25 protein-coding genes are annotated in these 26,112 nt (G+C 56.1%); 17 read left to right on the top strand and 8 right to left on the bottom strand.

Annotated features, from left to right (window positions below; all coding sequences use genetic code 11):
- Position 1: 1 nt before the first annotated feature.
- The 3 genes from yidD to rpmH are packed head-to-tail and all read right to left on the bottom strand — an operon-like array spanning position 2 to position 792.
- A complete protein-coding gene (gene yidD, locus ACOYXE_RS22565) occupies positions 2-247 on the bottom strand; it encodes a membrane protein insertion efficiency factor YidD (RefSeq protein ID WP_077430980.1) in 246 nt (81 codons plus the stop codon).
- The gene (gene rnpA / locus ACOYXE_RS22560) at positions 240-641 is read right to left on the bottom strand and encodes a ribonuclease P protein component (RefSeq protein WP_042704971.1); all 402 of its coding nucleotides are present in this window, start codon (positions 639-641) and stop codon (positions 240-242) included. Before rnpA ends, yidD begins: the two co-directional genes overlap by 8 nt.
- A gap of 16 nt (positions 642-657) precedes the next feature.
- Positions 658-792, bottom strand: coding sequence for a 50S ribosomal protein L34 (rpmH, locus tag ACOYXE_RS22555; RefSeq protein ID WP_003213577.1), 135 nt, complete (start codon positions 790-792; stop codon positions 658-660).
- A gap of 566 nt (positions 793-1,358) precedes the next feature.
- On the opposite strand from rpmH, the gene dnaA reads away from it, so the two are divergent.
- From dnaA to ACOYXE_RS22475, 16 genes are all read left to right on the top strand, one after another.
- Positions 1,359-2,888 (top strand): chromosomal replication initiator protein DnaA, encoded by a 1,530-nt coding sequence (gene dnaA, locus ACOYXE_RS22550; RefSeq protein ID WP_038359566.1) that lies wholly within the window; start codon positions 1,359-1,361, stop codon positions 2,886-2,888.
- 39 nt (positions 2,889-2,927) lie between these two features.
- Positions 2,928-4,031 carry a DNA polymerase III subunit beta gene (dnaN, locus tag ACOYXE_RS22545; protein ID WP_007911887.1) on the top strand — a complete coding sequence of 368 codons (1,104 nt, stop codon included), beginning with the start codon at positions 2,928-2,930 and terminating at the stop codon, positions 4,029-4,031.
- 14 nt (positions 4,032-4,045) lie between these two features.
- On the top strand, positions 4,046-5,149 hold the full coding sequence (recF, locus tag ACOYXE_RS22540) for a DNA replication/repair protein RecF (RefSeq protein WP_038359568.1): 1,104 nt from the start codon (positions 4,046-4,048) through the stop codon (positions 5,147-5,149).
- A gap of 5 nt (positions 5,150-5,154) precedes the next feature.
- Positions 5,155-7,572, top strand: a complete 2,418-nt coding sequence (gyrB, locus tag ACOYXE_RS22535; protein WP_007911885.1) for a DNA topoisomerase (ATP-hydrolyzing) subunit B — start codon at positions 5,155-5,157, stop codon at positions 7,570-7,572.
- 403 nt (positions 7,573-7,975) lie between these two features.
- On the top strand, positions 7,976-8,800 hold the full coding sequence (locus tag ACOYXE_RS22530; protein ID WP_238785187.1) for an acetaldehyde dehydrogenase (acetylating): 825 nt from the start codon (positions 7,976-7,978) through the stop codon (positions 8,798-8,800).
- On the top strand, positions 8,797-9,792 hold the full coding sequence (gene dmpG, locus ACOYXE_RS22525; RefSeq protein ID WP_460926677.1) for a 4-hydroxy-2-oxovalerate aldolase: 996 nt from the start codon (positions 8,797-8,799) through the stop codon (positions 9,790-9,792). The genes ACOYXE_RS22530 and dmpG overlap by 4 nt, the downstream gene beginning before the upstream one ends.
- A gap of 22 nt (positions 9,793-9,814) precedes the next feature.
- Positions 9,815-11,365 (top strand): amino acid adenylation domain-containing protein, encoded by a 1,551-nt coding sequence (locus tag ACOYXE_RS22520; protein ID WP_160054411.1) that lies wholly within the window; start codon positions 9,815-9,817, stop codon positions 11,363-11,365.
- A gap of 37 nt (positions 11,366-11,402) precedes the next feature.
- Positions 11,403-12,374 (top strand): chlorinating enzyme, encoded by a 972-nt coding sequence (locus tag ACOYXE_RS22515; RefSeq protein WP_202982144.1) that lies wholly within the window; start codon positions 11,403-11,405, stop codon positions 12,372-12,374.
- Entirely contained in the window at positions 12,368-12,598 is a 231-nt protein-coding gene (locus ACOYXE_RS22510) for an acyl carrier protein (RefSeq protein ID WP_160054413.1), read from the top strand. The genes ACOYXE_RS22515 and ACOYXE_RS22510 overlap by 7 nt, the downstream gene beginning before the upstream one ends.
- A gap of 53 nt (positions 12,599-12,651) precedes the next feature.
- Complete coding sequence (locus ACOYXE_RS22505; RefSeq protein ID WP_160054415.1) at positions 12,652-14,085, top strand: class I tRNA ligase family protein; 1,434 nt, start codon at positions 12,652-12,654, stop codon at positions 14,083-14,085.
- Positions 14,086-14,101: 16 nt separating this feature from the next.
- Complete coding sequence (locus ACOYXE_RS22500; RefSeq protein ID WP_160054417.1) at positions 14,102-14,716, top strand: LysE family translocator; 615 nt, start codon at positions 14,102-14,104, stop codon at positions 14,714-14,716.
- A gap of 1 nt (position 14,717) precedes the next feature.
- Positions 14,718-15,110, top strand: coding sequence for a cupin domain-containing protein (locus ACOYXE_RS22495; protein WP_460926676.1), 393 nt, complete (start codon positions 14,718-14,720; stop codon positions 15,108-15,110).
- Positions 15,103-15,846: a thioesterase II family protein gene (locus tag ACOYXE_RS22490; protein ID WP_460926675.1), complete on the top strand. Its 744-nt coding sequence runs from the start codon at positions 15,103-15,105 to the stop codon at positions 15,844-15,846. Before ACOYXE_RS22495 ends, ACOYXE_RS22490 begins: the two co-directional genes overlap by 8 nt.
- 21 nt (positions 15,847-15,867) lie before the next feature.
- Positions 15,868-16,464, top strand: coding sequence for a LysE family translocator (locus ACOYXE_RS22485; protein WP_160054423.1), 597 nt, complete (start codon positions 15,868-15,870; stop codon positions 16,462-16,464).
- A complete protein-coding gene (locus ACOYXE_RS22480) occupies positions 16,461-17,444 on the top strand; it encodes a quinone oxidoreductase family protein (RefSeq protein ID WP_160054425.1) in 984 nt (327 codons plus the stop codon). The genes ACOYXE_RS22485 and ACOYXE_RS22480 overlap by 4 nt, the downstream gene beginning before the upstream one ends.
- A gap of 167 nt (positions 17,445-17,611) precedes the next feature.
- Positions 17,612-18,430, top strand: a complete 819-nt coding sequence (locus ACOYXE_RS22475) for an AraC family transcriptional regulator (protein ID WP_174244421.1) — start codon at positions 17,612-17,614, stop codon at positions 18,428-18,430.
- 603 nt (positions 18,431-19,033) lie between these two features.
- Here ACOYXE_RS22475 and ACOYXE_RS22470 read toward each other — a convergent pair.
- Positions 19,034-19,750 (bottom strand): response regulator transcription factor, encoded by a 717-nt coding sequence (locus ACOYXE_RS22470; RefSeq protein ID WP_460926674.1) that lies wholly within the window; start codon positions 19,748-19,750, stop codon positions 19,034-19,036.
- A 169-nt stretch (positions 19,751-19,919) separates the two neighbouring features.
- Between ACOYXE_RS22470 and ACOYXE_RS22465 the strand changes: the two genes are divergently transcribed.
- Positions 19,920-21,452 carry a sensor histidine kinase gene (locus ACOYXE_RS22465; protein ID WP_160054429.1) on the top strand — a complete coding sequence of 511 codons (1,533 nt, stop codon included), beginning with the start codon at positions 19,920-19,922 and terminating at the stop codon, positions 21,450-21,452.
- A 169-nt stretch (positions 21,453-21,621) separates the two neighbouring features.
- Here the strand turns inward: ACOYXE_RS22465 and ACOYXE_RS22460 are convergent, their stop codons facing one another.
- The 4 genes from ACOYXE_RS22460 to glyQ all read right to left on the bottom strand — a co-directional run bounded on the left by ACOYXE_RS22460 (position 21,622) and on the right by glyQ (position 26,033).
- Entirely contained in the window at positions 21,622-22,401 is a 780-nt protein-coding gene (locus tag ACOYXE_RS22460; protein WP_160054431.1) for a lysophospholipid acyltransferase family protein, read from the bottom strand.
- An 83-nt stretch (positions 22,402-22,484) separates the two neighbouring features.
- Positions 22,485-23,024: a D-glycero-beta-D-manno-heptose 1,7-bisphosphate 7-phosphatase gene (gene gmhB / locus ACOYXE_RS22455; RefSeq protein WP_174244422.1), complete on the bottom strand. Its 540-nt coding sequence runs from the start codon at positions 23,022-23,024 to the stop codon at positions 22,485-22,487.
- A gap of 4 nt (positions 23,025-23,028) precedes the next feature.
- Positions 23,029-25,083, bottom strand: coding sequence for a glycine--tRNA ligase subunit beta (glyS, locus tag ACOYXE_RS22450; RefSeq protein WP_150649159.1), 2,055 nt, complete (start codon positions 25,081-25,083; stop codon positions 23,029-23,031).
- The gene (glyQ, locus tag ACOYXE_RS22445; protein WP_460926673.1) at positions 25,080-26,033 is read right to left on the bottom strand and encodes a glycine--tRNA ligase subunit alpha; all 954 of its coding nucleotides are present in this window, start codon (positions 26,031-26,033) and stop codon (positions 25,080-25,082) included. Before glyQ ends, glyS begins: the two co-directional genes overlap by 4 nt.
- Between the last annotated feature and the right edge of the window lie 79 nt (positions 26,034-26,112).

Here is a 26,112-nt window from a genome sequence, read left to right as displayed (position 1 = left end):
ATTACTCGGCCATCGAAGAAGAACGGGAGGTAGGGATAGGTGGAACCGGGTCATAACCACCGGGATTCCACGGATGACAGCGACCTAAACGACGAAAGGCCAGCCAGCCACCGCGCAGAAGGCCATGATTTTCGATGGCTTCTAACGCGTAGCAGGAACAACTGGGGTAGAAACGACAGTGGTTGGCCATTAAAGGACTAATGGCATAGCGATAAAACTGGATCGGAACGAGGGCCAGTTTACGCATCTGGACTGTCTACCCCTACAGTTTCGGTTTTGACTTCTGGAACTGGCTTGCTGCGTGCCAGACGCTTCCAGAGCTTGCCGAAATGCTGAATCAATTCGGGGTTTTCTACATCGCCCAGACCTTTGCGCGCGACGATAACGATGTCCCAGCCGACCAGTGAATCCTGGTGCAGACGGAACGATTCGCGCATCAAACGTTTGAGGCGATTGCGCTCAACGGAGAGCTTTACGCTCTTTTTCCCGATAACCAGCCCGAGACGGGGGTGATCAAGATCGTTGTTGCGTGCAAGGAGCAGGAGATTTTTCCCCGGAACCTTGCCGGTAGGGGAGTCAAAGACTGCCTTGAAATGCCGGGGAGTAAGCAGACGCTTTTCCCGACTGAAGTCCTGACTCACCTCCAGTACCGGATTATCAAACTGCCAGACGCGCACGACCTTTGGCGCGGCGACGCGACAGGACTGCACGGCCGTTCTTGGTAGCCATGCGAGCACGGAAACCGTGGGTACGGGCGCGTTTGATAGTGCTTGGTTGGAAAGTACGTTTCATGTCGTGTTACCTGGTTCGTCCACAACGGGCCGGAATGGCCCCCGTTTTAAGAGACCGGGGATTCTAGAGAAAGCAAGCCTTCAGGTCAATTTCCAACCAGCGTTTCCTTATAAATAGATCTCAAGGTGTTCTTTGCCTGATCACCTGCTCGTCATACATAAAAATAAAGAAGGGAATTATTTAAAGCTTTTCTGTAAAGCTTATAAAAGCTAGGCACACCTTCTTCTGTGGATAAGTAGCATTAGGCCTTGTCTGACGTGATGTACAGAGAATGACAACTACAGTGGAAAACCGTGTTCAGCCTGTGCTGCGCTGTCGGATAACCTGTGTGTGGAATGGCCTGTTATCCACAGGCCTGTTATCCACCGAGTTCAACCCCCAGTTGTCCAGTGCCCTTAGAGGTGGTTATCCACAGAGCTTATTCACACACCGTTGGTCGCCTTTTTCTGATTCAACGCATTGATAAATCATGGACACCGGGCAACCTGCATGTGGATAAGTGGGCGGCTCGCCGCTACAATGGCCGCTTGTTTTTGCCTCACCGGCTTTCAACTTAGGGGATATCCGTGTCAGTGGAACTTTGGCAGCAGTGCGTGGAGCTTTTGCGCGAGGAGCTGCCTGCCCAACAATTCAACACCTGGATCCGTCCACTACAGGTCGAAGCCGAAGGCGACGAGTTGCGCGTCTACGCACCGAACCGTTTTGTGCTGGACTGGGTCAACGAAAAGTACCTGGGCCGCGTCCTTGAACTGCTGGATGAGCACGGCAACGGCATGGCGCCTGCGCTTTCCTTATTAATAGGCAGCAAACGCAGTTCCGCTCCGCGTGCAGCACCGAACGCGCCGCTTGCAGCCGCGCAGGTTTCCCAGCAGGCCCAGGCAAATGCCACGCCTGTGAGTACGCCGGCACCCACGCAGACGCCAGCGCCGGCAGCCAAGCGTTCGACGCAGAAAAGCCCTGAAGTCAGCGATGAGCCGTCTCGCGACAGTTTCGACCCGATGTCCGGTGCCGCTTCGCAGCAAGCCCCGGTCCGCGCCGAACAGCGCACCGTGCAGGTCGAAGGCGCGCTCAAGCACACCAGTTACCTGAACCGCACCTTCACCTTCGAAAACTTCGTCGAAGGTAAATCCAACCAGCTCGCACGCGCGGCGGCCTGGCAAGTGGCGGACAACCCCAAGCACGGCTACAACCCACTGTTCCTTTATGGTGGCGTTGGTTTGGGTAAGACTCACTTGATGCACGCGGTGGGTAACCATCTGTTAAAGAAGAACCCGAATGCCAAGGTCGTGTATCTGCATTCCGAGCGTTTCGTGGCCGACATGGTCAAGGCACTGCAGCTGAACGCGATCAATGAGTTCAAGCGTTTCTACCGTTCGGTGGATGCTCTGTTGATCGACGACATTCAGTTCTTCGCCCGCAAAGAGCGCTCGCAAGAAGAGTTTTTCCACACCTTCAACGCCCTGCTTGAAGGTGGCCAGCAGGTCATTCTCACCAGTGACCGCTACCCGAAAGAAATCGAAGGCCTTGAAGAGCGCCTCAAATCCCGCTTCGGCTGGGGCCTGACGGTTGCCGTCGAGCCGCCGGAACTGGAAACCCGCGTGGCGATCTTGATGAAGAAGGCCGACCAGGCCAAAGTCGACTTGCCGCACGACGCCGCGTTCTTCATTGCCCAGCGCATTCGCTCCAACGTCCGTGAGCTGGAAGGCGCGCTTAAACGCGTGATCGCCCACTCGCACTTCATGGGCCGCGACATCACCATCGAGCTGATTCGCGAATCCCTGAAAGACCTGTTGGCGTTGCAGGACAAACTGGTCTCTGTGGATAACATTCAGCGCACCGTCGCCGAGTACTACAAGATCAAGATCTCGGACTTGCTGTCCAAGCGCCGTTCGCGCTCGGTAGCGCGTCCGCGTCAGGTGGCCATGGCCTTGTCCAAGGAACTGACCAACCACAGCCTGCCGGAAATCGGCGATGTGTTTGGCGGCCGCGATCACACCACCGTGTTGCACGCCTGTCGCAAGATCAACGAACTTAAGGAATCCGACGCGGACATCCGCGAGGACTACAAGAACCTGCTGCGTACACTGACTACTTGATGAACACCAGCGCAGCTTATTAAGGCAAGGGACTAGACCATGCATTTCACCATTCAACGCGAAGCCCTGTTGAAACCCCTGCAACTGGTCGCAGGCGTCGTCGAGCGCCGACAGACCTTGCCGGTACTCTCCAACGTGCTGCTGGTTGTCGAAGGCCAGCAACTGTCGCTGACCGGTACCGACCTGGAAGTCGAGCTGGTCGGTCGTGTGCAACTTGAAGAGCCGGCTGAAACAGGTTCCATCACCGTGCCTGCGCGCAAGCTGATGGATATCTGCAAAAGCTTGCCCAACGATGCGCTGATCGACATCAAGGTCGACGAGCAGAAGCTGGTCGTAAAGGCTGGCCGTAGTCGCTTCACCCTGTCGACCCTGCCAGCCAACGATTTCCCGACCGTTGAAGAAGGTCCGGGCTCGCTGACCTGCAGCCTGGAGCAAAGCAAACTGCGTCGCCTGATCGAACGCACCAGCTTCGCCATGGCTCAGCAGGACGTGCGTTACTACCTCAACGGCATGCTGCTGGAGGTGTCCGAAGGCATCATCCGCGCCGTGGCCACCGACGGTCACCGTCTGGCCATGTGCTCGATGAAAGCCGATATCGGCCAGCCGGATCGCCATCAGGTGATCGTGCCGCGCAAAGGTATTCTCGAACTGGCACGTCTGCTCACCGAGCCGGACGGCAATGTCAGTATCGTATTGGGCCAGCACCACATCCGCGCCACTACCGGCGAATTCACCTTCACCTCGAAACTGGTCGACGGCAAGTTCCCGGACTACGAGCGCGTTCTGCCAAAGGGCGGCGACAAGCTGGTACTGGGCGATCGTCAGGCTCTTCGTGAAGCATTCAGCCGTACCGCGATTCTGTCCAACGAGAAGTACCGTGGTATCCGTCTGCAGCTGGCCAGTGGTCAGTTGAAGATCCAGGCCAACAACCCGGAGCAGGAAGAAGCGGAAGAAGAAGTGGGCGTTGAATACAACGGCGGCTCGCTGGAAATCGGCTTCAACGTGAGCTACTTGCTCGACGTGCTGGGCGTGATGACTACCGAGCAGGTTCGTCTGATCCTGTCCGACTCCAACAGCAGTGCGCTGGTGCAAGAGTCCGACAACGACGATTCGGCTTACGTTGTCATGCCGATGCGTCTGTAATCAGCTGACCCTGGATGTCCTTAAGTCGTGTTTCGGTCACCGCGGTGCGCAATCTGCACCCGGTGACCTTCTCCCCCTCCCCCCGCATCAACATTCTTTACGGCGCTAACGGCAGCGGCAAAACCAGTGTTCTGGAAGCCATTCATCTGCTGGGGCTTGCCCGTTCGTTTCGTAGCACGCGGCTGTTGCCGGTCATCCAGTATGAGCAACTTGCCTGTACCGTGTTCGGTCAGGTCGAATTGGCCGAGGGTGGGCATAGCGCTTTGGGCATCTCGCGCGATCGTCAGGGTGAGTTCCAGATCCGCATCGACGGCCAGAACGCCCGTAGTGCTGCGCAACTGGCGGAGATCCTGCCGCTGCAGTTGATCAACCCCGACAGCTTCCGTCTGCTCGAAGGCGCGCCGAAGATTCGTCGGCAGTTTCTCGACTGGGGCGTGTTCCACGTCGAGCCGCGCTTCATGGCCACCTGGCAGCGTTTGCAGAAGGCCTTGCGCCAGAGAAACTCATGGCTGCGGCATGGTACACTTGACGCCGTTTCGCAAGCGGTTTGGGACAGGGAACTGTGCCAGGCCAGCGCTGAAATCGATGAATACCGCCGCGCTTACATCAAAGCCTTGAAACCAGTCTTTGAACAAACCTTGAGCGAACTGGTTGAGCTCGAAGGTTTGACGCTCAGCTATTACCGAGGCTGGGACAAAGACCGGGAATTGAGCGCCGTACTGGCTGGTTCCGTACAACGGGATCAGCAAATGGGTCATACCCAGGCCGGACCGCAACGGGCTGATTTGCGTCTTAGATTGGGCGCGCACAATGCCGCGGACATTTTGTCCCGGGGTCAGCAGAAGTTGGTGGTCTGTGCACTGCGGATTGCCCAAGGGCATCTGGTCAGCCAGGCCCGCCGCGGTCAGTGTATTTATCTGGTGGATGATTTGCCGTCCGAGCTGGACGAGGGCCACCGTCGCGCGCTGTGCCGCTTGCTGGAAGACTTACGCTGCCAGGTGTTCATCACCTGTGTAGATCACGAATTATTGAGGGAAGGCTGGCAGACGGAAACGCCAGTCGCTCTGTTCCACGTGGAACAGGGCCGTATCACCCAGACCCACGACCATCGGGAGTGAAGGCATTGAGCGAAGAAAATACGTACGACTCAACGAGCATTAAAGTGCTGAAAGGCCTGGATGCCGTACGCAAACGTCCCGGTATGTACATTGGCGACACCGATGATGGCAGCGGTCTGCACCACATGGTGTTCGAGGTGGTCGACAACTCGATCGACGAAGCCCTCGCCGGCCACTGCGACGACATCAGCATCATCATCCACCCGGATGAGTCCATCACCGTTAAAGACAACGGCCGTGGCATCCCGGTAGACGTGCACAAAGAGGAAGGCGTTTCCGCCGCCGAGGTCATCATGACTGTCCTCCACGCTGGCGGTAAGTTCGACGACAACTCCTACAAAGTTTCCGGCGGTCTGCACGGTGTGGGTGTGTCGGTAGTGAACGCACTGTCCGAAGAGCTGGTACTGACCGTTCGCCGCAGCGGCAAGATCTGGGAACAGACTTACGTCCATGGCGTACCTCAGGCGCCGATGGCCATCGTTGGCGACAGCGAAACCACCGGTACCCAGATCCACTTCAAGGCTTCCAGCGAAACCTTCAAGAACATTCATTTCAGCTGGGACATCCTGGCCAAGCGTATTCGTGAACTGTCCTTCCTCAACTCCGGTGTCGGCATCGTCCTCAAGGATGAGCGCAGCGGCAAGGAAGAGCTGTTCAAGTACGAAGGCGGTCTGCGTGCGTTCGTTGAATACCTGAATACCAACAAGACTGCGGTCAACCAGGTGTTCCACTTCAACATCCAGCGTGAAGACGGCATCGGCGTGGAAATCGCCCTGCAGTGGAACGACAGCTTCAACGAGAACCTGTTGTGCTTCACCAACAACATTCCTCAGCGCGACGGCGGCACTCACCTGGTGGGCTTCCGTTCGGCACTGACGCGTAACCTAAACAACTACATCGAGCAGGAAGGTCTGGCGAAGAAGCATAAAGTCGCCACCACCGGTGATGATGCCCGTGAAGGCCTGACCGCGATCATCTCGGTAAAAGTGCCGGATCCGAAGTTCAGCTCGCAGACCAAAGACAAGCTGGTGTCTTCCGAAGTGAAGACCGCGGTCGAGCAGGAGATGGGCAAGTACTTCTCCGACTTCCTCCTGGAAAACCCGAACGAAGCCAAGCTGGTTGTCGGCAAGATGATCGATGCCGCCCGTGCCCGTGAAGCGGCGCGCAAAGCTCGTGAGATGACCCGCCGCAAAGGCGCGCTGGACATCGCCGGCCTGCCAGGCAAGCTCGCTGACTGCCAGGAAAAAGACCCGGCACTGTCCGAACTTTACCTCGTGGAAGGTGACTCTGCGGGCGGCTCTGCCAAGCAGGGACGTAACCGCAAGACCCAGGCGATCCTGCCGTTGAAGGGCAAGATCCTCAACGTCGAGAAAGCCCGTTTCGACAAGATGATCTCTTCCCAGGAAGTGGGCACCTTGATTACAGCACTGGGATGCGGTATCGGTCGCGACGAATACAACATCGACAAGCTGCGCTATCACAACATCATCATCATGACCGATGCTGACGTCGACGGTTCGCACATCCGTACCCTGTTGCTGACCTTCTTCTTCCGTCAGTTGCCGGAGCTGATCGAGCGCGGCTATATCTACATCGCCCAGCCGCCGCTGTACAAGGTCAAGAAAGGCAAGCAAGAGCAATACATCAAAGACGACGACGCCATGGAAGAGTACATGACGCAGTCGGCCCTGGAAGATGCGAGCCTGCACCTGAACGAAGAAGCCCCGGGCATTTCCGGTGAAGCGCTTGAGCGTCTGGTGAACGACTTCCGCATGGTGATGAAGACCCTCAAGCGTCTGTCGCGCCTGTACCCGCAGGAGCTGACCGAGCACTTCATCTACCTGCCGGCCGTGAGCCTGGAAAAGCTTGGCGACCACGCAGCGATGCAAGAGTGGCTGGCTCAGTACGAAGCGCGTCTGCGCACCGTGGAAAAGTCCGGTCTGGTTTACAAGGCCAGCCTGCGTGAAGACCGTGAACGTGGCGTTTGGCTGCCAGAGGTCGAACTGATCTCCCATGGCCTGTCAAACTACGTCACCTTCAACCGCGACTTTTTCGGCAGCAACGACTACAAGACCGTCGTCACCCTCGGTGCTCAACTGAGCACCCTGCTCGACGAAGGCGCGTACATCCAGCGTGGCGAGCGCAAGAAAGCGGTCACTGAGTTCAAGGAAGCACTCGACTGGCTGATGGCAGAAAGCACCAAGCGCCACACCATTCAGCGATACAAAGGTCTGGGCGAAATGAACCCGGATCAGCTTTGGGAAACCACCATGGACCCAAGCGTGCGCCGCATGCTGAAAGTCACCATCGAAGACGCCATTGGCGCAGACCAGATCTTCAACACCCTGATGGGTGATGCGGTCGAACCTCGCCGTGATTTCATCGAGAGCAATGCGCTGGCGGTTTCGAACCTGGATTTCTGATCCGGTTGCAGGATCCCGGAAGCGACTGTATTTCACGATCAGTTGCTTTCGTTGCCCCGATAAAAAAGGCCAACCCCTGTGGGTTGGCCTTTTTTTGTGGGAAAAAAGCGCTCCTCGTCCAAGATTCCCGCCTCATCCAGTTACCTGTCCTGACACTTCGCTTCTAAGCCAGTCAGTGAACTCGGCAATAAATTGTTTCTATTTCCTCATCTACCCAAGAACGTACAAGCAACGCTCTAGGTCGCTGGCTTAAGGTCTCTAAACGGGTTCGGGGCTCTCGGAAATAGAGTCCCAAGCGAGGTAACGGGGATGGATGTCAGGTCTGGAGGCAGCAAAAATGGAATCAGTAATACCTCGCAAACGCGCAGCAATAATCGGATCGGGAAGTATAGGAATCGATTTGATGTACAAGGCGATGCGCTCTCACCATCTGGATCTCAGAATGGTGATAGGACGCAGTTCCAATAGCGAAGGTTTGGCTAGAGCCCGTGAGTTGGGCATTGCTACGTCGTCCGATGGAATTGAGTTTCTGGCGCAACACGCCAATGAGCTCGATATTGTTTTTGACGCGACATCTGCTCAATCACACAGGATTAACGATCAGGTATTTCGCAAGGCTAACCTCCTGGCGATTGACATGACCCCGGCCAAGATTGGCTCGATCTGTGTGCCATCGATCAACCTCGACAGCATCGCCAATGAGCGCAACGTGAATCTGGTTACGTGTGGCGGACAGGCAAGTATTCCGTTGGCCTTTGCGATTGCTCAATCGTTCGAATCTCTGGAGTACATCGAGGTTGCTTCGACCATCGCATCGGACAGCGCCGGTCTGGCGACTCGGGAAAACATTAATCAGTACATTTTGACCACCGAGCAGGCATTACGACACTTTAGCGGTGCGGGCTCGACCAAAGCGGTTCTGAATATCAACCCGGCTAAACCTGGCATCGACATGCAGACGACGGTATTCGCCAAAGGCCGCTACGAATGCATCGAGAAGGTGCGGGCGAGCGTTCGGCAGATGGTTGCCCGTGTTCAACAATATGTACCTGGCTATCAGATGGTTCTGGAACCTATCGAGTCGAAAGGCCACTTGACCATGAGTGTGACGGTACGGGGTAGCGGTGACTACCTTCCCGCCTACGCAGGCAACCTGGACATCATCAACTGCGCCGCGATTGCCGTAGCCGAATTCCACTCTGCCTGTTGGGAGCGTAACGCCGCATGATCACCATTACCGATTGCACCTTGCGTGATGGCAATCATGCTGTCCGGCACCAGCTTTCAAAAGAACAGATTCACCGATATGCAGCGCAGGCCGACGCTGCAGGCATCGATATTATCGAGGTCGACCACGGCAACGGACTTGGCGGTTCTTCGGCACTTCTGGGTATCAGTTGCGTCGATGATCGAGAAATGCTCGAAATTGCCAGATCGGCCATTCAAAACGGACGTTTGGGTATCCACTTCATCCCTGGGCTGGGCAAATCGACAGATCTTGAGATGGCTATCGACGTCGGTGTAGATGTTTTCCGTATAGCCAGCCACTGCACGGAAGCCAACATCACTGCTCCCTACATCGAGTCGGTCAAGAATCAAGGCAAAACCGTATACGGCGTCTTGATGATGACTCATATGGCTGAGCCTGAGTTACTGGCTGAGCAGGCGTCACTCATGGCTGGCTACGGCGCCGATGCGGTCATTCTGATGGACAGTGCAGGTCACCTGACGCCTGACGACGTGCGTTGGCGAATTCAGGCTATCCAGCGGTTAACCGACACCAAGCTTGGCTTCCATGCACACAACAATCTCGGCATGGCAGTTGCCAACTCAATTGCTGCAGTCGAGGAAGGTGCTGAACTGCTGGATGCTTGCATCAAGGGCTTTGGAGCGGGTGCCGGTAATACGCAACTGGAGACCCTGATCGCCGTGTTGAATCGCTTGGGGTATCGGACTCAGTGTTCCTTCGAGGCTGTCGCCGGACTAGCTCGCACTTCGGAACAATATCTCGATTGCCTGACGCCGCACATTGGCGCTGCCAATATCGCTAGTGGCATTTATGGGCTGTTCTCTGGTTTTGCGCCGCATATAAGACGCGCAGCGGAACAGTTCAGCGTGGATGAATTTCGCCTCTATCAATTGTTGGGGCAACGCAAGTTAGTGGCTGGACAGGAAGACATCATCATCGAGACCGCGGCCAAACTTTCTACTGCCAACTGACGCCACTTCAGGAAATAAGTCGATGTCTGTTAATGATAAGCAGGGCCCTCGCGCGCCCATGATTCATGAAAAAGTAACGTATTGGGCGAATGAAACGCCTGATGCGATTGCTGTACGAAGTGCATATGAAACATTGAATTATGCCCAACTTGATCGCGAATCCAGCGCTTTGGCTTCCTATCTTGGTGAGCAAGGAATTCAGGCGGGAGATCTGGTCGGAATATTTCTTCAGCCCTCTGTGTCGACCCTGGTTTGCATCATTGGCATTCTTAAAAGCGGTGCTGCCTATGTGCCGCTGGATATCGCCAATCCGGCTGCCCGACTGACATTGATGATTCAACAGTTGGCGAATCTCAAACTTATCTTCACCTCCGAAAATGCCGCTGATCTGCTGCAGGATCTGCCGATTGCAGTCATCGAAATCGAGTCATTGCGTAAAGACTTGGCAGCAGCTCCGACAGCCACTGCGGTAGTTTCGTCTGCCCGTGAAGACGATCTTTGCTACACCGTATTCACGTCGGGCACCACCGGTATTCCCAAAGCGGTAGCAATCACCCATCGCAGTTGGGCGAACCTGATCAGTTGGCATGTGGATGAATACCGCCTTGACCGCGAAGCCAACGGCATCCTGGTGTCGGCGTTCGGGTTCGATATTTCCCAGCGCAGCCTCGTGACACCTCTGTACTGCGGGGCGGCGATTTCGCTAACCAGCAGTGCTGTATTCGATGGGTATGAGATTGTCGACCTCATTGAGCGTCACCGGATTGGCAGTATTCACCTGGCTCCAAGTTCGCTCTATCTGATCATCCAGGCCGGACAGGCGGGTGATCGTCTCGCCACACTACGGCATCTGTTCATCGGCGGCGAAGCACTGGCTACAGCCCGGGTAATGGAGTGGGCGCGGAAAAAAGGTTCAGCATGCAACCTGATCCATCAGTACGGCGTTGCCGAGTGTACCGATGTTGCCACGTCCTATTCGATGTCCGACTACGAGTCCTATCTGGCCGAAGGTATTCCAATGGGAAGCCCTGTCGGTAATTGCCGGGTCGACATACTTGATGACGAAGATCGGCCTGTGTCGGTCGGCGATATCGGCCAGATCGTTATCTCCGGCATGGGGGTCGGCCGAGGCTATCTGAACAACCTCCCTCTGCAGGCAGAGCGCTTCCGGGAAATATCCATTGATGGCGTTGTACAGCGGGCGTACTTCACCGGTGACTACGCTCGGCGCCTGTCTGAGCACAAGTCTATCTGCCTGGGTCGACGGGATAACCAAATCAAGATCCGAGGCATGCTGGTGAATCTGTCCGAGATCGAGAACGGGGTTCGCAACGCCTTGCCAGCTGCCGAGGACGCGATTGTCCTGAACACTCAAGCCGTACCCGGCCAGGATCCGGAGCTCACTGCCTTCGTGGCGACCGCGGGCGAACTTCCACCGATCCGCGATATCGGTCATCGGCTCGGGAATCTCCTGCCCCGCCATATGCATCCACGCCGCTATGTGGCCTGCAAACAGTTTCCCTTGACCCAGAACGGCAAGATTGATCGCCAGGCTCTTTTGAACCTGGCCTGAACCAAGCGTACGCAACATCCAAAAAAGGAAGCAACACATGAGCCAGATGGACCAAAAAATTTCGGCAACGACTGGATTACCTGCGAGCGCAGTAATCACTGATGACATTCAGAAGGATATCGAGTTCTTCGAAAAAAATGGCTTCATCGGTCCGATCAAACTGTACGAACCGGATGAAGCGGCAGAAATCCTGCGCGCATTACGCGCTGCAAACCATGATCGTTCGCACATTCTTTATGACAACAACATGAACTACGACCGACATTTCGATATTCCCGAACTGTCCCGTCACATCATGCACCCAACGATTCTGAAGTACCTTCGCGGCATTCTGGGGGCCGATCTGCTGTGCTGGCGTTCGGAATGGTTCGCCAAATTTCCAGGCGGGCGAGGTACTGAATGGCACCAGGTTCGCGATTACAGCTATACCGATGGCAACCCACTGATTGTCCCGACTCAGACAGACTGGAACGCCTACATCGATCTGACGGTATGGACCGCGTTCACGCCCGCTACCAAGGAAACGGCCTGCATGCGCTTCCTGCCGGGTTCGCATAAAAAGTATTACTACGATGAGAAGAAAAGCGTCTCCACGGGGCGTAACGGTGAATACCAGCACACCCAGACGGACACCGGTTTCTTCGGTTACGACTTTTCCGAATTCAAGGTCGACCCATCCTGGGACCCTGAAAGTGCAAACCCGGTAGATATGGAACTGCAAGCTGGCGAGTGCGTGATTTTTACGGCGTCCTGCGCACACGCTTCTCACGACAACACCACCGAACGGCAGACCCGTCTGGCTATTTCCGGCCGCTATGTTCCGACCCATGTCCGCGTCTATCCAGATCTGAAGAGCTATAACGCGCATGGCGAAACATTCGACCTCGCTGACTACGCGACGGTGCTCGTATCCGGTGAGGACACCTACGACCACAACAAAATTCGCAATGCCAACAACCGCGGCCAAGAGTTCTCATTCTCTCCGGCAGAGGAGAAAACCCCATGCTGAATGCTATTCACAAGATCTGCTCAGAAGTCCTGAACTACCCGCAACTGGAAATGGATGAGGACTTCTTCGACGTCGGAGGCCATTCCCTGATGATGGCCGAGATCCAACGCCAACTGCATGAGGATCTGAAAGTTCACATCAACATGGAGTCACTGTTCCGAAACTCCTCGGTTATCAAACTGAGTAAGGCCATCCAACCAACGCTGACCGAGCAAACGGCCTAAGCCTGGGCCGGCCTGCGTCAGCTGCGTGGGCCGGCTTATCTGGAGAAAAAATGATGAAAACTTTTGCATTGCTGGAGCAGCCACAAACTGGCGAAGCTGCTGACCTTACCTTCAAGCGAGGCTCGCTGTTTGCCGCGTTCATGAGTCGTGCAACCCAATGCGCGCCGGTCACTGCCGATAAGATCGAGGCGGGCTTGCACCTGAACCGGCTGCTGGAAAATGGTCAAGTGCACTTCAACACACTCGAAGATGGTTCATTCGAGGCATTCTATGGTCCATCCAGCGATGCCACGGTGCAAATCTCGACACAGATTCCATTCTGGTCGGAAAAAATTGTCTCGCGGATTCGAAAGAGCGTGCGTCAATCCCAGGGCGCGATCTGTTCGTTGAAGCTTTTCGATTCGCCAGAGTCCATCGATGTATTCGTCACGGACTGGAGCTCCTGCACAGCAGCCTGCGCCATCGCCGTACACAAATATCACTGGTTCACACGTCGATTGTCCGAACGCCCCGATGCCGACAACTATTTCACCGGTGCCTATGTCCGTAATCCGTTAACTGGCGACCTGATGTCCGTGTGGGTCGCGGACTGGGTCAAGCCCGACTTCGGTACGGGTGCCGTACTGGTTAACCCTGCTCACAACAAGACTGATCTTGAGTTCGCCAAGCAGGTCGGCCTGCCGATTCGGTTCGCCCTCTCTCTCGATGCGCAAGTGGACGAGCACTCGATGCCGACCCCTCCTGTGCTCAAAGCTGGTTTCGCCATCCGCACCGGTTGGCTTGATAGCAAGCCTGCGGCGCAAGTCCACAACGACACAATCAACGTGCTTCTGCGCAAGGGTAGCGCTCGGTTGCACGAAGATAAACGCATCCCTGGCGAAGTGATTGCTCGTATTGAGCAAACTTCGCCAGAGAGGGCAGAACTGTACTGGAGCCCTCAACACGGGACATTCCATCAGGAATCTACCCAAGGATTACCCGTTCGGGTGGATTTCAGTCCGAGTTTTCAGGCAGCGGTGACCACGGTCGCGCATCGCCCGGATCATCTGCAAGTCGACGCGGCAATACAGAAGAAGAATATTGGTGTGCTTGCCGGGCTGATCTTCGATTTGGGTGGATTAGAGGCATTTGTTCCTCTGACGCTGCTTGAGTCCGTCGAGTATGCCGGTAGCCGCAGTGAAGGCGATCCAGCGGTAGACCTTGCGCTTTTGGTTGGGGAAGAACCCGAGAAGGTGCTAGTGATCCGCAAGGCTTTGATCGACCAGATCGACAGTTTCCTCAATGGTTGTCAGAAGCTTTCAGCTCGTTTGGGAGAGAACGGTGCATTGCCGCCTGCTCAAGTGACTACCGCGCTAACCCAAGGCGATCCGGTCTCGGCCTTCCGGACCTTTTACCAATGGCAGAAGCAGATGGTCGCTAACGATGAAGTAGTCGACCAGTCTGCCTACACCTCGATTCTTTCAACATTTGGCCTCAAATCGGCCTGAAACAGGAGATCACGACATGGAAATCTTCCTCTACGCGTTCAGCGTCATGTACAGCCCCGGTCCGGTCAATGTGATGGGCCTGAATGCCGGACTCACGGGGCAGTTTCGTCGCACGGTCGGATTCTTCATCGGCGTAGGCTGCGCGATGTTCGCGTTATTCCTTATTTTTGGTTACACCGGCGAGGCGCTGATTTCTCGCTCCGTACTGCCATACCTGGCGCTCATCGGTGGGCTTTATACCTTGTACCTGGCGTTCAAAGTCTTTACCTCAAAAGTGGTTCTGCCGGGCAAGACCGAAGAGACGCAGTCGCCGGACAAACCACTTACATTCTGGAACGGCTTCTTGATCCAGGCGTTGAATCCAAAAGGGATGATGGTGGTTCTGCCCATCACCACGGTGATGTTCCCGGCTGCCCATGTCACCGGTGCCAGTATCGCGGTGGTATCAACCATGATCGCACTGGGCGGCGCAGGAGCCCCCGGTATCTATTCGCTGCTGGGCGCTGTTCTTGGCAAGCGCATCACCAAAGAGTCTTACTTCAACTTCTTCAATCGGCTGATGGGTATCGCTCTGGCGATCTGTGCGGCTTTCATGCTCTACGACTTCTACGCTCACACGCAAGGACTCTGACATGCACAAGCAACAGCCAGTGATCAATTGGGATACCGTCCCGAGAGAGCAATTGGGCGACTTGATAGTCCGGCAGATCGTCAGCGGTGATGAGCTGATGATGGTCAAGCTGACGATGAAGGCTGGCGCCGTCGTTAAGCATCACAGTCATCCCAACGAACAGATGACTTATATCCTCAAGGGCAAAATCCGCTTCACACACGGGCTGGATATGGAGCAGAGCACAACATTGTGTGCGGGGGACGTTCTGCACTTTCCAGCCAATGTACCGCACGCAGCGGAGTGCCTTGAGGACACGATCGACCTTGATGTGTTTACGCCACCACGCCGCGACTGGTTCACCGCTAATGGCAACGACTATTTCGAACGGCCGGTCGAGGCGAACGATGCGTAACCCACCCTCGACCAGATGGCTGCAGAGAACTGTCCAACCGGCAGCTCGCAGTCGATTGCTGTGTTTTCCGTTCGGCGGCGGCAGCGCCTCGTTCTATAGAGACTGGCAAGCGATGCTGGGCCCGCAAATTGAAGTTTGCGCTATCCAGCTGCCAGGACGGGAAGCACGTTTTGGCGAGCCGTTCATCACGGATATCAATGATCTTTTGCCGCCATTGGTCCACGCTGCCAGCGATCTGTTCGAGCTGCCTTTGCACCTGTTTGGCTACAGCCTGGGTGCTGGCATCGCGCATAAATTCGCTACCTACTGCGATTCTCTCTATCCCAATGCGCGGATAGTTTCGCTTACGGCATGTGCGAGCTCAGCAGCTGCCGCACATCGATTGTGTTCATCAACCATGAACGACGAGCAGTTCATGGAGTACATCATGGGGCTCGGAGGTCTTCCCCACGAAGTGGCGGCTAATCCGGGTTTGCGTGCGATTGCCCTGAGGACCTTGCGTAGCGACTTCAGTCTTTCTGAAAGCATAAATCTTGCTGACGCTGACCCGGTTTCAATACCCGTTCTCGCGATCGGCGGCGATGCCGACCCTTCTGTCCCGATCTCCGGTTTGAAGGCATGGTCTAGCAAGACCACGGAGAATTGTTTCCACCAAGTGTTCCCTGGTGATCACTTTTTCGTTCGTCAGAACCTGCCGGAAGTAATAGACAGCCTGCGAGATTTTATCGCCTTGTAACTCGACTGGATCGCCTTTGAAATGGATTTCATTAACGTGTTTCTCAACGTCACCACAGGTGCATCGTTGATTTTGATGATGCCTGGCCCTACCAACACCTTGCTAATGACATCCGGTTATACCTGTGGCCCAGCCAAAACTTTGCCTCTGATCGCCACCGAAGCATTTGGCTACAGCATTGCAATCAGCGCTTGGGGGTTTGTACTCATAGCATTGTCCGCACGGTATCCGGGCATCGGTACAGCAGTGAAGTTACTGTGCGCGGCCTATCTGGCTTATCTGGCTGTGCGCATTGCCTCGACGAAGCTGCTGGCAAGCGAGTCCCGCCGACCGGCAGTAAGCTCCAGATCATTGCTGACGGCAACGTTGCTCAATCCCAAGGCACTGTTATTTGCCTCTGTGGTGTTTCCGCGAGAAGTTTATGGTACTGCGCAGCTCTACAGTTGGGCGCTGCTGTCCTTCGTCCTGATCGTCGTGCCGATTGGATTCGCCTGGGCCTGGTTGGGGCAGGTCGTACGGACAGCTCCAAGCCATGCCATGCAACTCTGGGTGCCCAAACTGATCGGGCTGTCTCTACTCTCCTTTTCCATTTACCTGACTTGCTCGGCACTCAAATGAAAACTGACGACACACTACAAGTGATCTTTCGTTCCCACGGATCACCTTCCGTGATTGAGTACCAGTCTATGGCGGTCAATGCGTTGGGACCGGGACAAGTGAGAATCCACAATCACGCGATTGGTGTGAATTTTATCGACACCTACTTCCGCTCCGGACTGTACCCTCCTCCTGCGTTGCCCTCAGGGTTGGGCACCGAGGGCGCTGGTACGGTGATTGAATGTGCAGACGATGTGACGCGATTCCGGATTGGTGACAGGGTTGCTTACGTACAATCTTCGCTGGGCGCCTATGCAACACAACACTGGGTGGATCAAAGCCGACTTGTTCACCTGCCGGACGATATCAGCTACGTAACCGCCGCCGGCGGCTTGCTAAAGGGTCTTACCACGATTTGCTTGTTCAATCGGGTCAGTCAGCCGAAAAGCGGGGATACGGTTCTTTTTCATGCCGCAGCCGGTGGCGTGGGCTTGCTGGCCTGCCAATACGCCAAGCGCAAAGGTATTCGCCTGATCGGCGTTGTTTCAACGCAAGCCAAGGCTGAGTTGGCGCGCTCGGCGGGAGCGTGGACGACCCTGCTTGCTGGAGATGACATCGCCGACCAGACAAGGCGGCTAACCGGCGGAAAGGGGGTGCCATTTGTCTACGACTCAGTCGGGCGTTCTACCTGGCAAGCCTCGCTGAATGCCACAGCTTCCTGCGGGCATATCATCAGTTTTGGCAATTCATCAGGGCCCGTTGAAAACGTGGCACTAGCGCAACTGGCACGCGCGGGATCACTAACAGTCAGCCGCCCCATATTGTTCGACTACATCAGCGATTCAGCAGTACTGCAAAGCTATGCGGAGGAATTTTTCCAGTGTTTGCGAGAGGGGATGAAGGTTCAAGTGGGCGCAACCCTGTCGCTTGCGGAAGCCGAGCGAGCACACACGTTGTTGGAAAGTCGTAACACGACTGGATCTATAGTACTCATACCTTAGATGAAAGTTCTGTGCTGGAGAGCAGGTGGCTCTTCAAAAAATCAGAGCACAGTGCTAGCTTCTTGAAAGCTGGGCATGCTTATTATCCTGCCAATTGTCAAACGTTAGACCATCTCGCTAAGGATCAGCACTATGTCAGGAATCTTCAAAAGCCAGGTAGTTCGGCCATGATTGAGCTTCCATCTCCGAAGGATTGGGTACGACATTCGCCTCACACATCAAAACTCGAGCGGTTGGAAGCTTTTTTTAGCGCACATGGTTTTGACCCTCATCGGCATGACACATATGCCATTGGCCGGACACTTTCGGGCGTGCAAAGTTTTCGCTATCGCGGGGAGAATCGGAATAGCCTGCCAGGGGAAACCTTGGTCCTGCACCCAGATGAAGAACACGACGGCCATGCCGGCAGCGATTCGGGCTTCCGTTATCGAATGCTGTATATCACTCCGGAGTTAGCTCAGCAGGTGCTGCACGGTAAACCTTTGCCCTTCCTGAAAGGAGGCATCTCCAGTGATCCCCGGTTTGCCGCTGCAACTGACAACATACTTTCCGCGTTGGATGATCCGCTCGATCCGCTAGAGGAGGACGACGCTATATTTCAACTCTTCACCACGCTGCAAGCCATATGTGGCGAGCGTGCCGCTACCGGTGCCAATTGCTTTACGGCGGCCGACAGAGCGCGGGAGTATATGAACGATAATCTTCAGCAACCGGTCAGCCTGGATGACCTGGCTGATTGCACCGGTCGGGACAAGTGGAGTTTATCCAAAGACTATCGGGTTTATTTCGGCACAAGCCCCCACCGCTATCTGACGATGCGACGTTTGGACCGAGTCAAAGCGGCGATTTTTGCGGGTAAATCGCTGGTGGAAGCTTCGGTAGAGGCAGGTTTTTTTGATCAAAGCCACATGACCAAGCATTTCAAAAAAGCATTTGGAGTATCACCGGCGCGCTGGTGTCGGTCGAGGGATAGAGATTTAATCTAAGTGCGTTTGCATAAACTTTAGGGCGGCGTGATTTTTCCAGGAAAACTACTATTGATTGTTTTGGGTAGTGCGTCGTAGTACCTGCGATTAATGTCACGCGCTGTTGCCTTTAATGCTGAAGTCAGGCGGGTGAATTGACCTGTGCCGATTACAATAAATTGGATTGGAACGCCGTCTTTGGTTAAAACATATGCTGTGCCCATGTTTATCCTGACAGCATTCAAGTTGCGACCGTGTTAATTGCGGGAAAGATTGAACACACCGCGACAGCATACGGCGCTCTATGGATCACGATGTTCAACTATTCGCGGAAATCAAGATGCTTAAACTTATTATCCGAGACACCCATAAAAAAAGTGACTATTTCTTTCTCGCATTGGCAATTATGGTAGGAGGATCAGCGGGTTATATAGTTTCGGGATTTGCTCCTGTCACCGCCGTCCCGTTCACCCTGTTGGCGATCGTGTTTCTGTATTCAACCTGGCGTCAACCGACAAGTGCTCCACCCCATTGATCAAGGCCTGTCGCCGGCAACATCTTGGTCAAGATGGGAAACTTAACTTGGAGCTTGCAGGCGCTTTTGATCAATTTATTGCACGTAACTCACTCGTTTACCGCTGCCACACTCTCCAACCGATACCCATATCCATAAATAGTCAGTAACTGCCACCCTCGATCCGCCGTCAGCCCGAGTTTGTTGCGCAATCTATAGATATGCGTATCCAACGGCCGTGACGATGCCATCTCCTCATGCGGCCAAAACCGCTCATACAGATAATCCCGAGACAATGGCCGGCCCAGATTGCTGAACAGACACCGAGCCAGTCGATACTCACGCTCGGTCATGACGATGGGTTTGCCCTCGCGGGTGACGGTCAGTTCGGCGTCATCGAAGGTCAGGTCATTGAAGCTCAATACTTCGCTAGCCGCCCGTTGCTGGCTATGCCGACGCAACACCGCAGCCACCCGCGCCTTCAACTCATTCGGCCGAAACGGCTTGCTCACATAATCATCAGCCCCGGCATTCAACGCCTGAACAATATCGCTCTCGCCATCACGACTGGTCAGCATAATCGCCGCCGGTGGCGCTTCCATATGCTCGCGGGTCCAGCGCAGCAGGACCAGACCGGTGAGGTCGGGCAGTTGCCAATCGAGGATCAGCAGGTCGAAGGTTTCCCGGCGCAGTTGGCGCAGCAGGTCCTCACCGCGTTCGAAACTGTGCAGTGACCACGGCTGTTCGCCGGTATCGGCCATCTGCTGCAGGGTTTGCTCGACCCGGCGCAGTTCGGCGGGTTCGTCGTCCAGTATCGCAACGCGCATACGCGATAGTTCCTTGTTGCTTGGGCAGTTGGGCGTCAACCATAGTCGCTTGGTCATCACCTTGAAAGTAAGCGGCCCGCCGTTGGTCGACGTCCGCTATGATTCTTCGGGTCTACGTCTCAGACCTGTGACCTATGAAAGCATTCATCCTGCCCCGCCCTTTTTCCCCATGAACAATCAGCGCCGGCGCGAAAGCCGTGAGCCGAGTCAGGTGCAGCGACTGTTTCGACAGTTGGTGCGTGAGTGGTTGTGGATAAGTCTAGTGCTGTTGCCGCTGACTGCGTTGCTGTCTTATCGCGCGCAGATCAACCTGCACGATGCGACTCCAGTTATGGGCGCGTTGTTGTCAGTTGCTTTGGTGGCGGGCAGTCTTGGATTTCTGTTATGGCGCCCGCGTTGGGCGCTCTGGGTAACGTTGATCGGCATGGCGTGCGCGTTGCTGACCAGTGCAGGTTTAGCGGAAGCGCGTCGTTGGTGGTCGCCGACGCCGGCAGTGCTGGGGATGTTGTTCGGTTATCTGATCTGGAACTGGCGGCGCCTGAGTGTAGTGCTGACCTATTTCGGTTGGGAGCTGGCACGGCTCGACAGCGAGCCGAAAGTTTTCCCCGAACGCCGTCGCTCGCAATTCACGGGTGCTGATCGCCTGCAGGGCCAGATCATGGCGCTTGAGCAAGCCATGAGCCGTACCCGCGATACCCGGCGCTTTATTGCCGACGGCTTGGAGTATCTGCCAGTCGCCACGCTGATCAGCGATCCCAAGGGCCAGATCCTGCTGGGCAATCGCAAGGCTCGCCAGCTATTCGATCACAACTTGGTGGGGGACGATGTTCTCGATCAACTGGCGAGCCTCGGTTACCCGGATTTATCCACAGAAGCGCGACCGACTTTGTCCGCCCTGCCGCTGTTGGAGTTTCGCGATAGCAAGGAACGCAGCCTGCGTCTCGAGCGTGCCGCCCTCCTTCCGGTGGACGGTGACACGCCAATTGGCTGGCTCCTGAGCCTCACTGACCTCAGCGCTGAACGCGAGGCCGAGGAACAACGTAGCGTGTTGCTGCGCTTTCTTTCCCACGACCTGCGCGCCCCGCACTCGGCGATCCTCGCCTTGCTCGATGTGCACCGTCATCAAGTGGGGGCCGATGCGCCGTTGTTCGAACAAATCGAACGCCAGGTACGTCGCGCGCTGGATCTGACTGACGGGTTTGTTCTGCTGGCGCGTGCCGAATCCGAGGCTTACCAATTTCAGCCGACGTTGTTCGCGATGTTGGTGCTGGACGTGCTGGATCAAGCGTTGCCCATCGCCCAGCAGAAACGTATCGAGCTGCTGCATGACATGGATGAAGAGTCGCAAGAACGTCTGATCAATGCTGATCAGGGCTTGCTGACCCGCGCGCTGTTCAACCTCTTGGAGAACGCGATCAAGTACAGCCCGGCAGATACCACTATCACCCTGCGCTTCAGTTGCCGCGAGGAATGGTTGCACTGTGAATTGATCGATCAAGGCAAGGGCATCGCCGCTGATGAATTGCCCGACCTGTTCAGTCAATACCGACGTTTTTCTTCCGCGCAGGGCATCGACGGCGTGGGCCTCGGCTTATCGATGGTCAAAGCGGTAGTCGATCATCACGGCGGCAAAATTGAATGCCGCAGCGCGGTTGATCAAGGCACCACCTTCCTGCTTGAGTTACCGCTTGTCCCCGACTGATCAGGCACAAAAAAACCGGCTATATCAGCCGGTTTTCTTACATCCGAAAAAAAACTTATGCACCTTTTACGGTCTTTTATGAGCTTGAGAAATATATAAGTAAATCAATCACTTATTATCAATATTCAAGCGTTTTTAACAAAACCGTACACAGGTTATCCACAAAATCTCAGACAGCCACTTGATCGCTTGCAGCAGGTGCCTGCGGGGCCGGTGGCAGCGAGCCCATTTCGCGCTGAGTCTTCTCGTTCCAGGCTTGCACCCGGTCGTTCAGCTCGGCGATGGCGCGCGGGCCTGTGCCTTCGGCATACATCGGTTCGCCGATGACTACGGTGATCACCCCGGACTTCTTGCCCCAGCCGATTTTCGGCCAGAACTTGCCGGCATTGTGTGCAATCGGCAGCACAGGAAGCGCCGCATTCACCGCCAAAGCGCTACCACTGCGGGAGAACTTGCCGACAGTGCCGTAAGGAACGCGTGTACCTTCCGGGAAGATCAGCACCCAAACGTTGTCCTTCAGCAACTCATCACCCTTCGCCGCGACTTGTTTCAAAGCAGCTTTCGGGTTGTCGCGATCAATCGCGATCGGCCGCAACATGGCCATCGCCCAGCCGAAGAACGGTACATAAAGCAGTTCACGCTTGAGCACTTGGCTCAATGGCGAGAAATAAGCGGAGAGAAAGAACGTCTCCCAAGTGCTCTGGTGGTTCGACTGAATCACGCAGGGCCTGTCAGGCACGTTTTGCGCGCCTTTGATTTCGTAACGGATACCGAGAAACACCTTGGTCAACCACAAGGCGCAGCGACACCAGTACACGTTGATAAAACGATAACGCGCCTTGAATGGCAAAAACGGCGCGATAAAAAAACTCAAGCTGCACCACAGCAGGGAGGTGGTGCCCAGCAGCAGGTAAAAGAGAAAAATCCTGATGGCCCGCAGTATCGACATAGTGACGTTTACCGTGACGGGGCAATGCCCGAGTGTTCAAGCGCACTCCCGATCAATCCCTGGTCAGGAACTTCAGAAGTACTCTAGTTGTGGATAAGTTCTGCGGCAATCGCCGCCAGATCGTCAAAAATCAGGGTGCCAACCGGCAGGGTTTTGCCCTGAGTCTTTGCGCCTTTTCCGGTCTTTACCAAAACTGGCTGTGAATCGACGGCTTTGGCGGCCTCCAGGTCACCAAGGCTGTCGCCGACGAACCAGACATTGGTCAGCTCGACGTTGTAATGCGCCGCGATGGTTTTCAACATCCCCGGTTTCGGCTTGCGGCAATCGCAGCCTTCGTCCGGCCCGTGCGGGCAATACACGATCAGCCCGACGTCACCGCCCTGCTCCGCCACCAACTCGCGCAAACGCGCGTGCATGGCATCGAGGGTGGCGAGGTCGTAATAGCCGCGAGCAATGCCCGACTGGTTGGTGGCCACCGCCACCGTCCAGCCGGCCTTGCTCAACTGCGCAATCGCTTCGATCGAGCCGGGCAACGGAATCCACTCCGCCACGGACTTGATGTAAGCGTCGGAGTCGTAATTGATCACTCCGTCCCGATCGAGAATCAGCAGTTTCAACAGCAATCCCTCAACCCAGCAGCGAAATGTCGGCAACACCGAGGAACAGGCCACGCAGACGCGCCAGCAGCGCGTAACGGTTGGCCCGCACATTGGCGTCGTCGGCATTGACCATCACCGCGTCGAAGAACGCATCCACCGGCTCACGCAATGCCGCCAGGCGGGCCAGCGATTCGTTGTACTGACGCGCCGCGGCCATTGGCTGCACCGCTTGATCCGCTTGCTGGATCGCCGAGTACAGCGAGAACTCATTGGCGTTGTCGAAATACTTGGCTTGCACCTCGGTCGGCACCGCGCCTTCGAGTTTGCTCAGCAGGTTCGATACACGCTTGTTCACCGCCGCCAGCGCTGCCGCTTCCGGCAGCTTGCGGAAGGCCTGAACCGCTTGCACACGCTGATCGAAGTCCAGCGCCGATCCCGGCTTCAGGGCTCGGACCGACAGGTAAGTCGCCACTTCAACGCCTTCGTCTTCGTAACGTGCACGGAGACGGTCGAAGATGAACTCCAATACGGACTCGTTGAGGCCGGCAGCCTTGACCTTGGCACCGAACGCATTCACCGCGAATGCGACGGCGTCGTTCAGGTCCAGATCGAGTTTTTTCTCGATGAGGATACGCAGCACGCCGAGTGCCGCACGGCGCAGGGCGTACGGGTCTTTGCTACCGGTTGGCAGCATGCCGATACCGAAGATACCGACCAGGGTGTCGAGCTTGTCAGCGATCGCGACGGCTGCACCGGTCAGGGTGGCTGGCAGTTCTGCACCGGCACCGCGTGGCATGTACTGCTCGTTGAGCGCCAGCGCGACGTCTTCCGGCTCGCCATCATTGAGGGCGTAGTAATAGCCGGCGACACCTTGCATCTCCGGGAACTCGCCGACCATTTCGGTGGCCAGGTCGCACTTCGACAGCAGGCCAGCGCGAGCAGCCCACGAAGCGTTGCCGCCAATGCGTGCGGCGATGTACGCAGCCAGTTTCGATACGCGTTCGGCCTTGTCGTAGACGCTGCCGAGTTTTTCCTGGAACACCACGTTCTTCAGGCGATCATTGAAAGCTTCGAGTTTCTGCTTCTTGTCTTGCTTGAAGAAGAACTCGGCGTCGGTCAGGCGCGGGCGAACCACTTTTTCGTTACCGGCGATGATCTGCTGCGGATCTTTACTTTCGATGTTGGCCACAGTGATGAAACGTGGCAGCAACTTGCCGTCGGCATCCAGCAGGCAGAAGTACTTCTGGTTGTCCTGCATGGTGGTGATCAGCGCTTCCTGCGGCACGTCGAGGAAACGTTCCTCGAACGAGCACACCAGCGGCACCGGCCATTCAACCAGCGCGGTCACTTCGTCAAGCAGTGCCGGCGGAACGATTGCCGTGCCTTCCTGACGGGTGGCCAGTTCTTCGGTGCGCTTGCTGATGATCTCGCGACGCTCGTTTGCATCGGCGAGTACATAAGCGGCACGCAGGTCGGCGAGGTAGCTCGACGGCGAACCGATGCGCACGCTTTGCGGGTGATGGAAACGGTGACCACGGGAATCACGGCCAGCCTTTTGCGCGAGGATGGTGCAATCGATGACCTGGTCACCGAGCAGCATCACCAGCCATTGGGTCGGACGCACGAACTCTTCCTTGCGCGCACCCCAACGCATGCGTTTCGGGATTGGCAGGTCGTTCAGCGAATCTTCGACGATGGTCGGCAGCAGGCTCGCGGTCGGCTTGCCGGCGATGCTCTGGCTGTAACGCAGTTTCGGACCGCTCTGATCGATTTCGCTCAGATCAACGCCGCACTTCTTGGCAAAGCCCAGGGCTGCCTGAGTCGGATTGCCTTCAGCGTCGAACGCCGCCTGACGTGGCGGGCCGTCGAGGTTGATGCTGCGATCCGGTTGCTGGGTCGCCAGCGCGGTGATCAGCACAGCCAAACGACGTGGCGCGGCGTAGACGGTTTTAGTCTCATAGTTCAGGCCAGCGGCTTGCAGGCCCTTGTCGATACCGGCGAGGAACGCCTCAGCCAAGGTATTCAGGGCTTTCGGTGGCAGTTCTTCGGTGCCCAGTTCAACCAGAAAATCTTGCGCACTCATTGTGCTGCCTCCAGCTTGGCCAGTACTTCATCACGCAGATCCGGGGTCGCCATCGGGAAGCCCAGCTTGGCGCGTGCCAGCAGGTAGGCTTGCGCAACGGAACGCGCCAGGGTGCGTACGCGCAGAATGTATTGCTGACGCGCGGTTACCGAGATCGCCCGGCGCGCATCCAGCAGGTTGAAGGTGTGCGACGCCTTCAGGACCATTTCGTAGCTCGGCAACGGCAGCGGCTGATCGAGTTCGATCAGACGCTTGGCTTCGCCTTCATAGAAGTCGAACAGTTCGAACAGCTTGTCGACGTTGGCGTGTTCGAAGTTGTAAGTGGACTGCTCCACTTCGTTCTGGTGGAACACGTCGCCGTAGGTGACTTTGCCCATCGGGCCGTCAGCCCAGACCAGGTCGTAGACCGAATCCACGCCCTGCAGGTACATGGCCAGACGCTCAAGACCGTAAGTGATCTCGCCGGTCACCGGGTAGCACTCGATACCGCCCGCCTGCTGGAAGTAAGTGAACTGAGTCACTTCCATGCCGTTCAGCCAGACTTCCCAGCCCAGACCCCAGGCGCCGAGGGTCGGCGATTCCCAGTTGTCTTCGACGAAGCGAATGTCGTGGACCAGTGGGTCCAGGTCGACATGCTTGAGCGAGCCCAGGTACAGCTCCTGAAAGTTGTCCGGGTTCGGCTTGAGGACCACCTGGAACTGGTAGTAGTGCTGCAGACGGTTCGGGTTTTCACCGTAACGGCCGTCAGTCGGACGGCGGCTTGGCTGCACGTAGGCGGCGTTCCAGGTTTCCGGGCCGATGGCGCGGAGGAAGGTCGCGGTGTGGAAAGTGCCGGCGCCTACTTCCATATCGTAGGGCTGAAGTACCACACAACCTTGCTCGGCCCAGTATTGCTGGAGCGCGAGGATCAAGTCTTGGAAGGTACGCACGGCTGGCGTAGGCTGGCTCACGAAATTCACCTGTTTCTTGGGCTGCGATTTAAAGAGCGGGAGTATACCCGATTCATTGCTGCGCACGCCCCCTGGAGCC

Source organism: Pseudomonas sp. MC6, from assembly GCF_054790575.1.
Note: the sequence above shows the minus strand (reverse complement) of the source record. Positions and strands in the feature narration are given on the sequence as shown.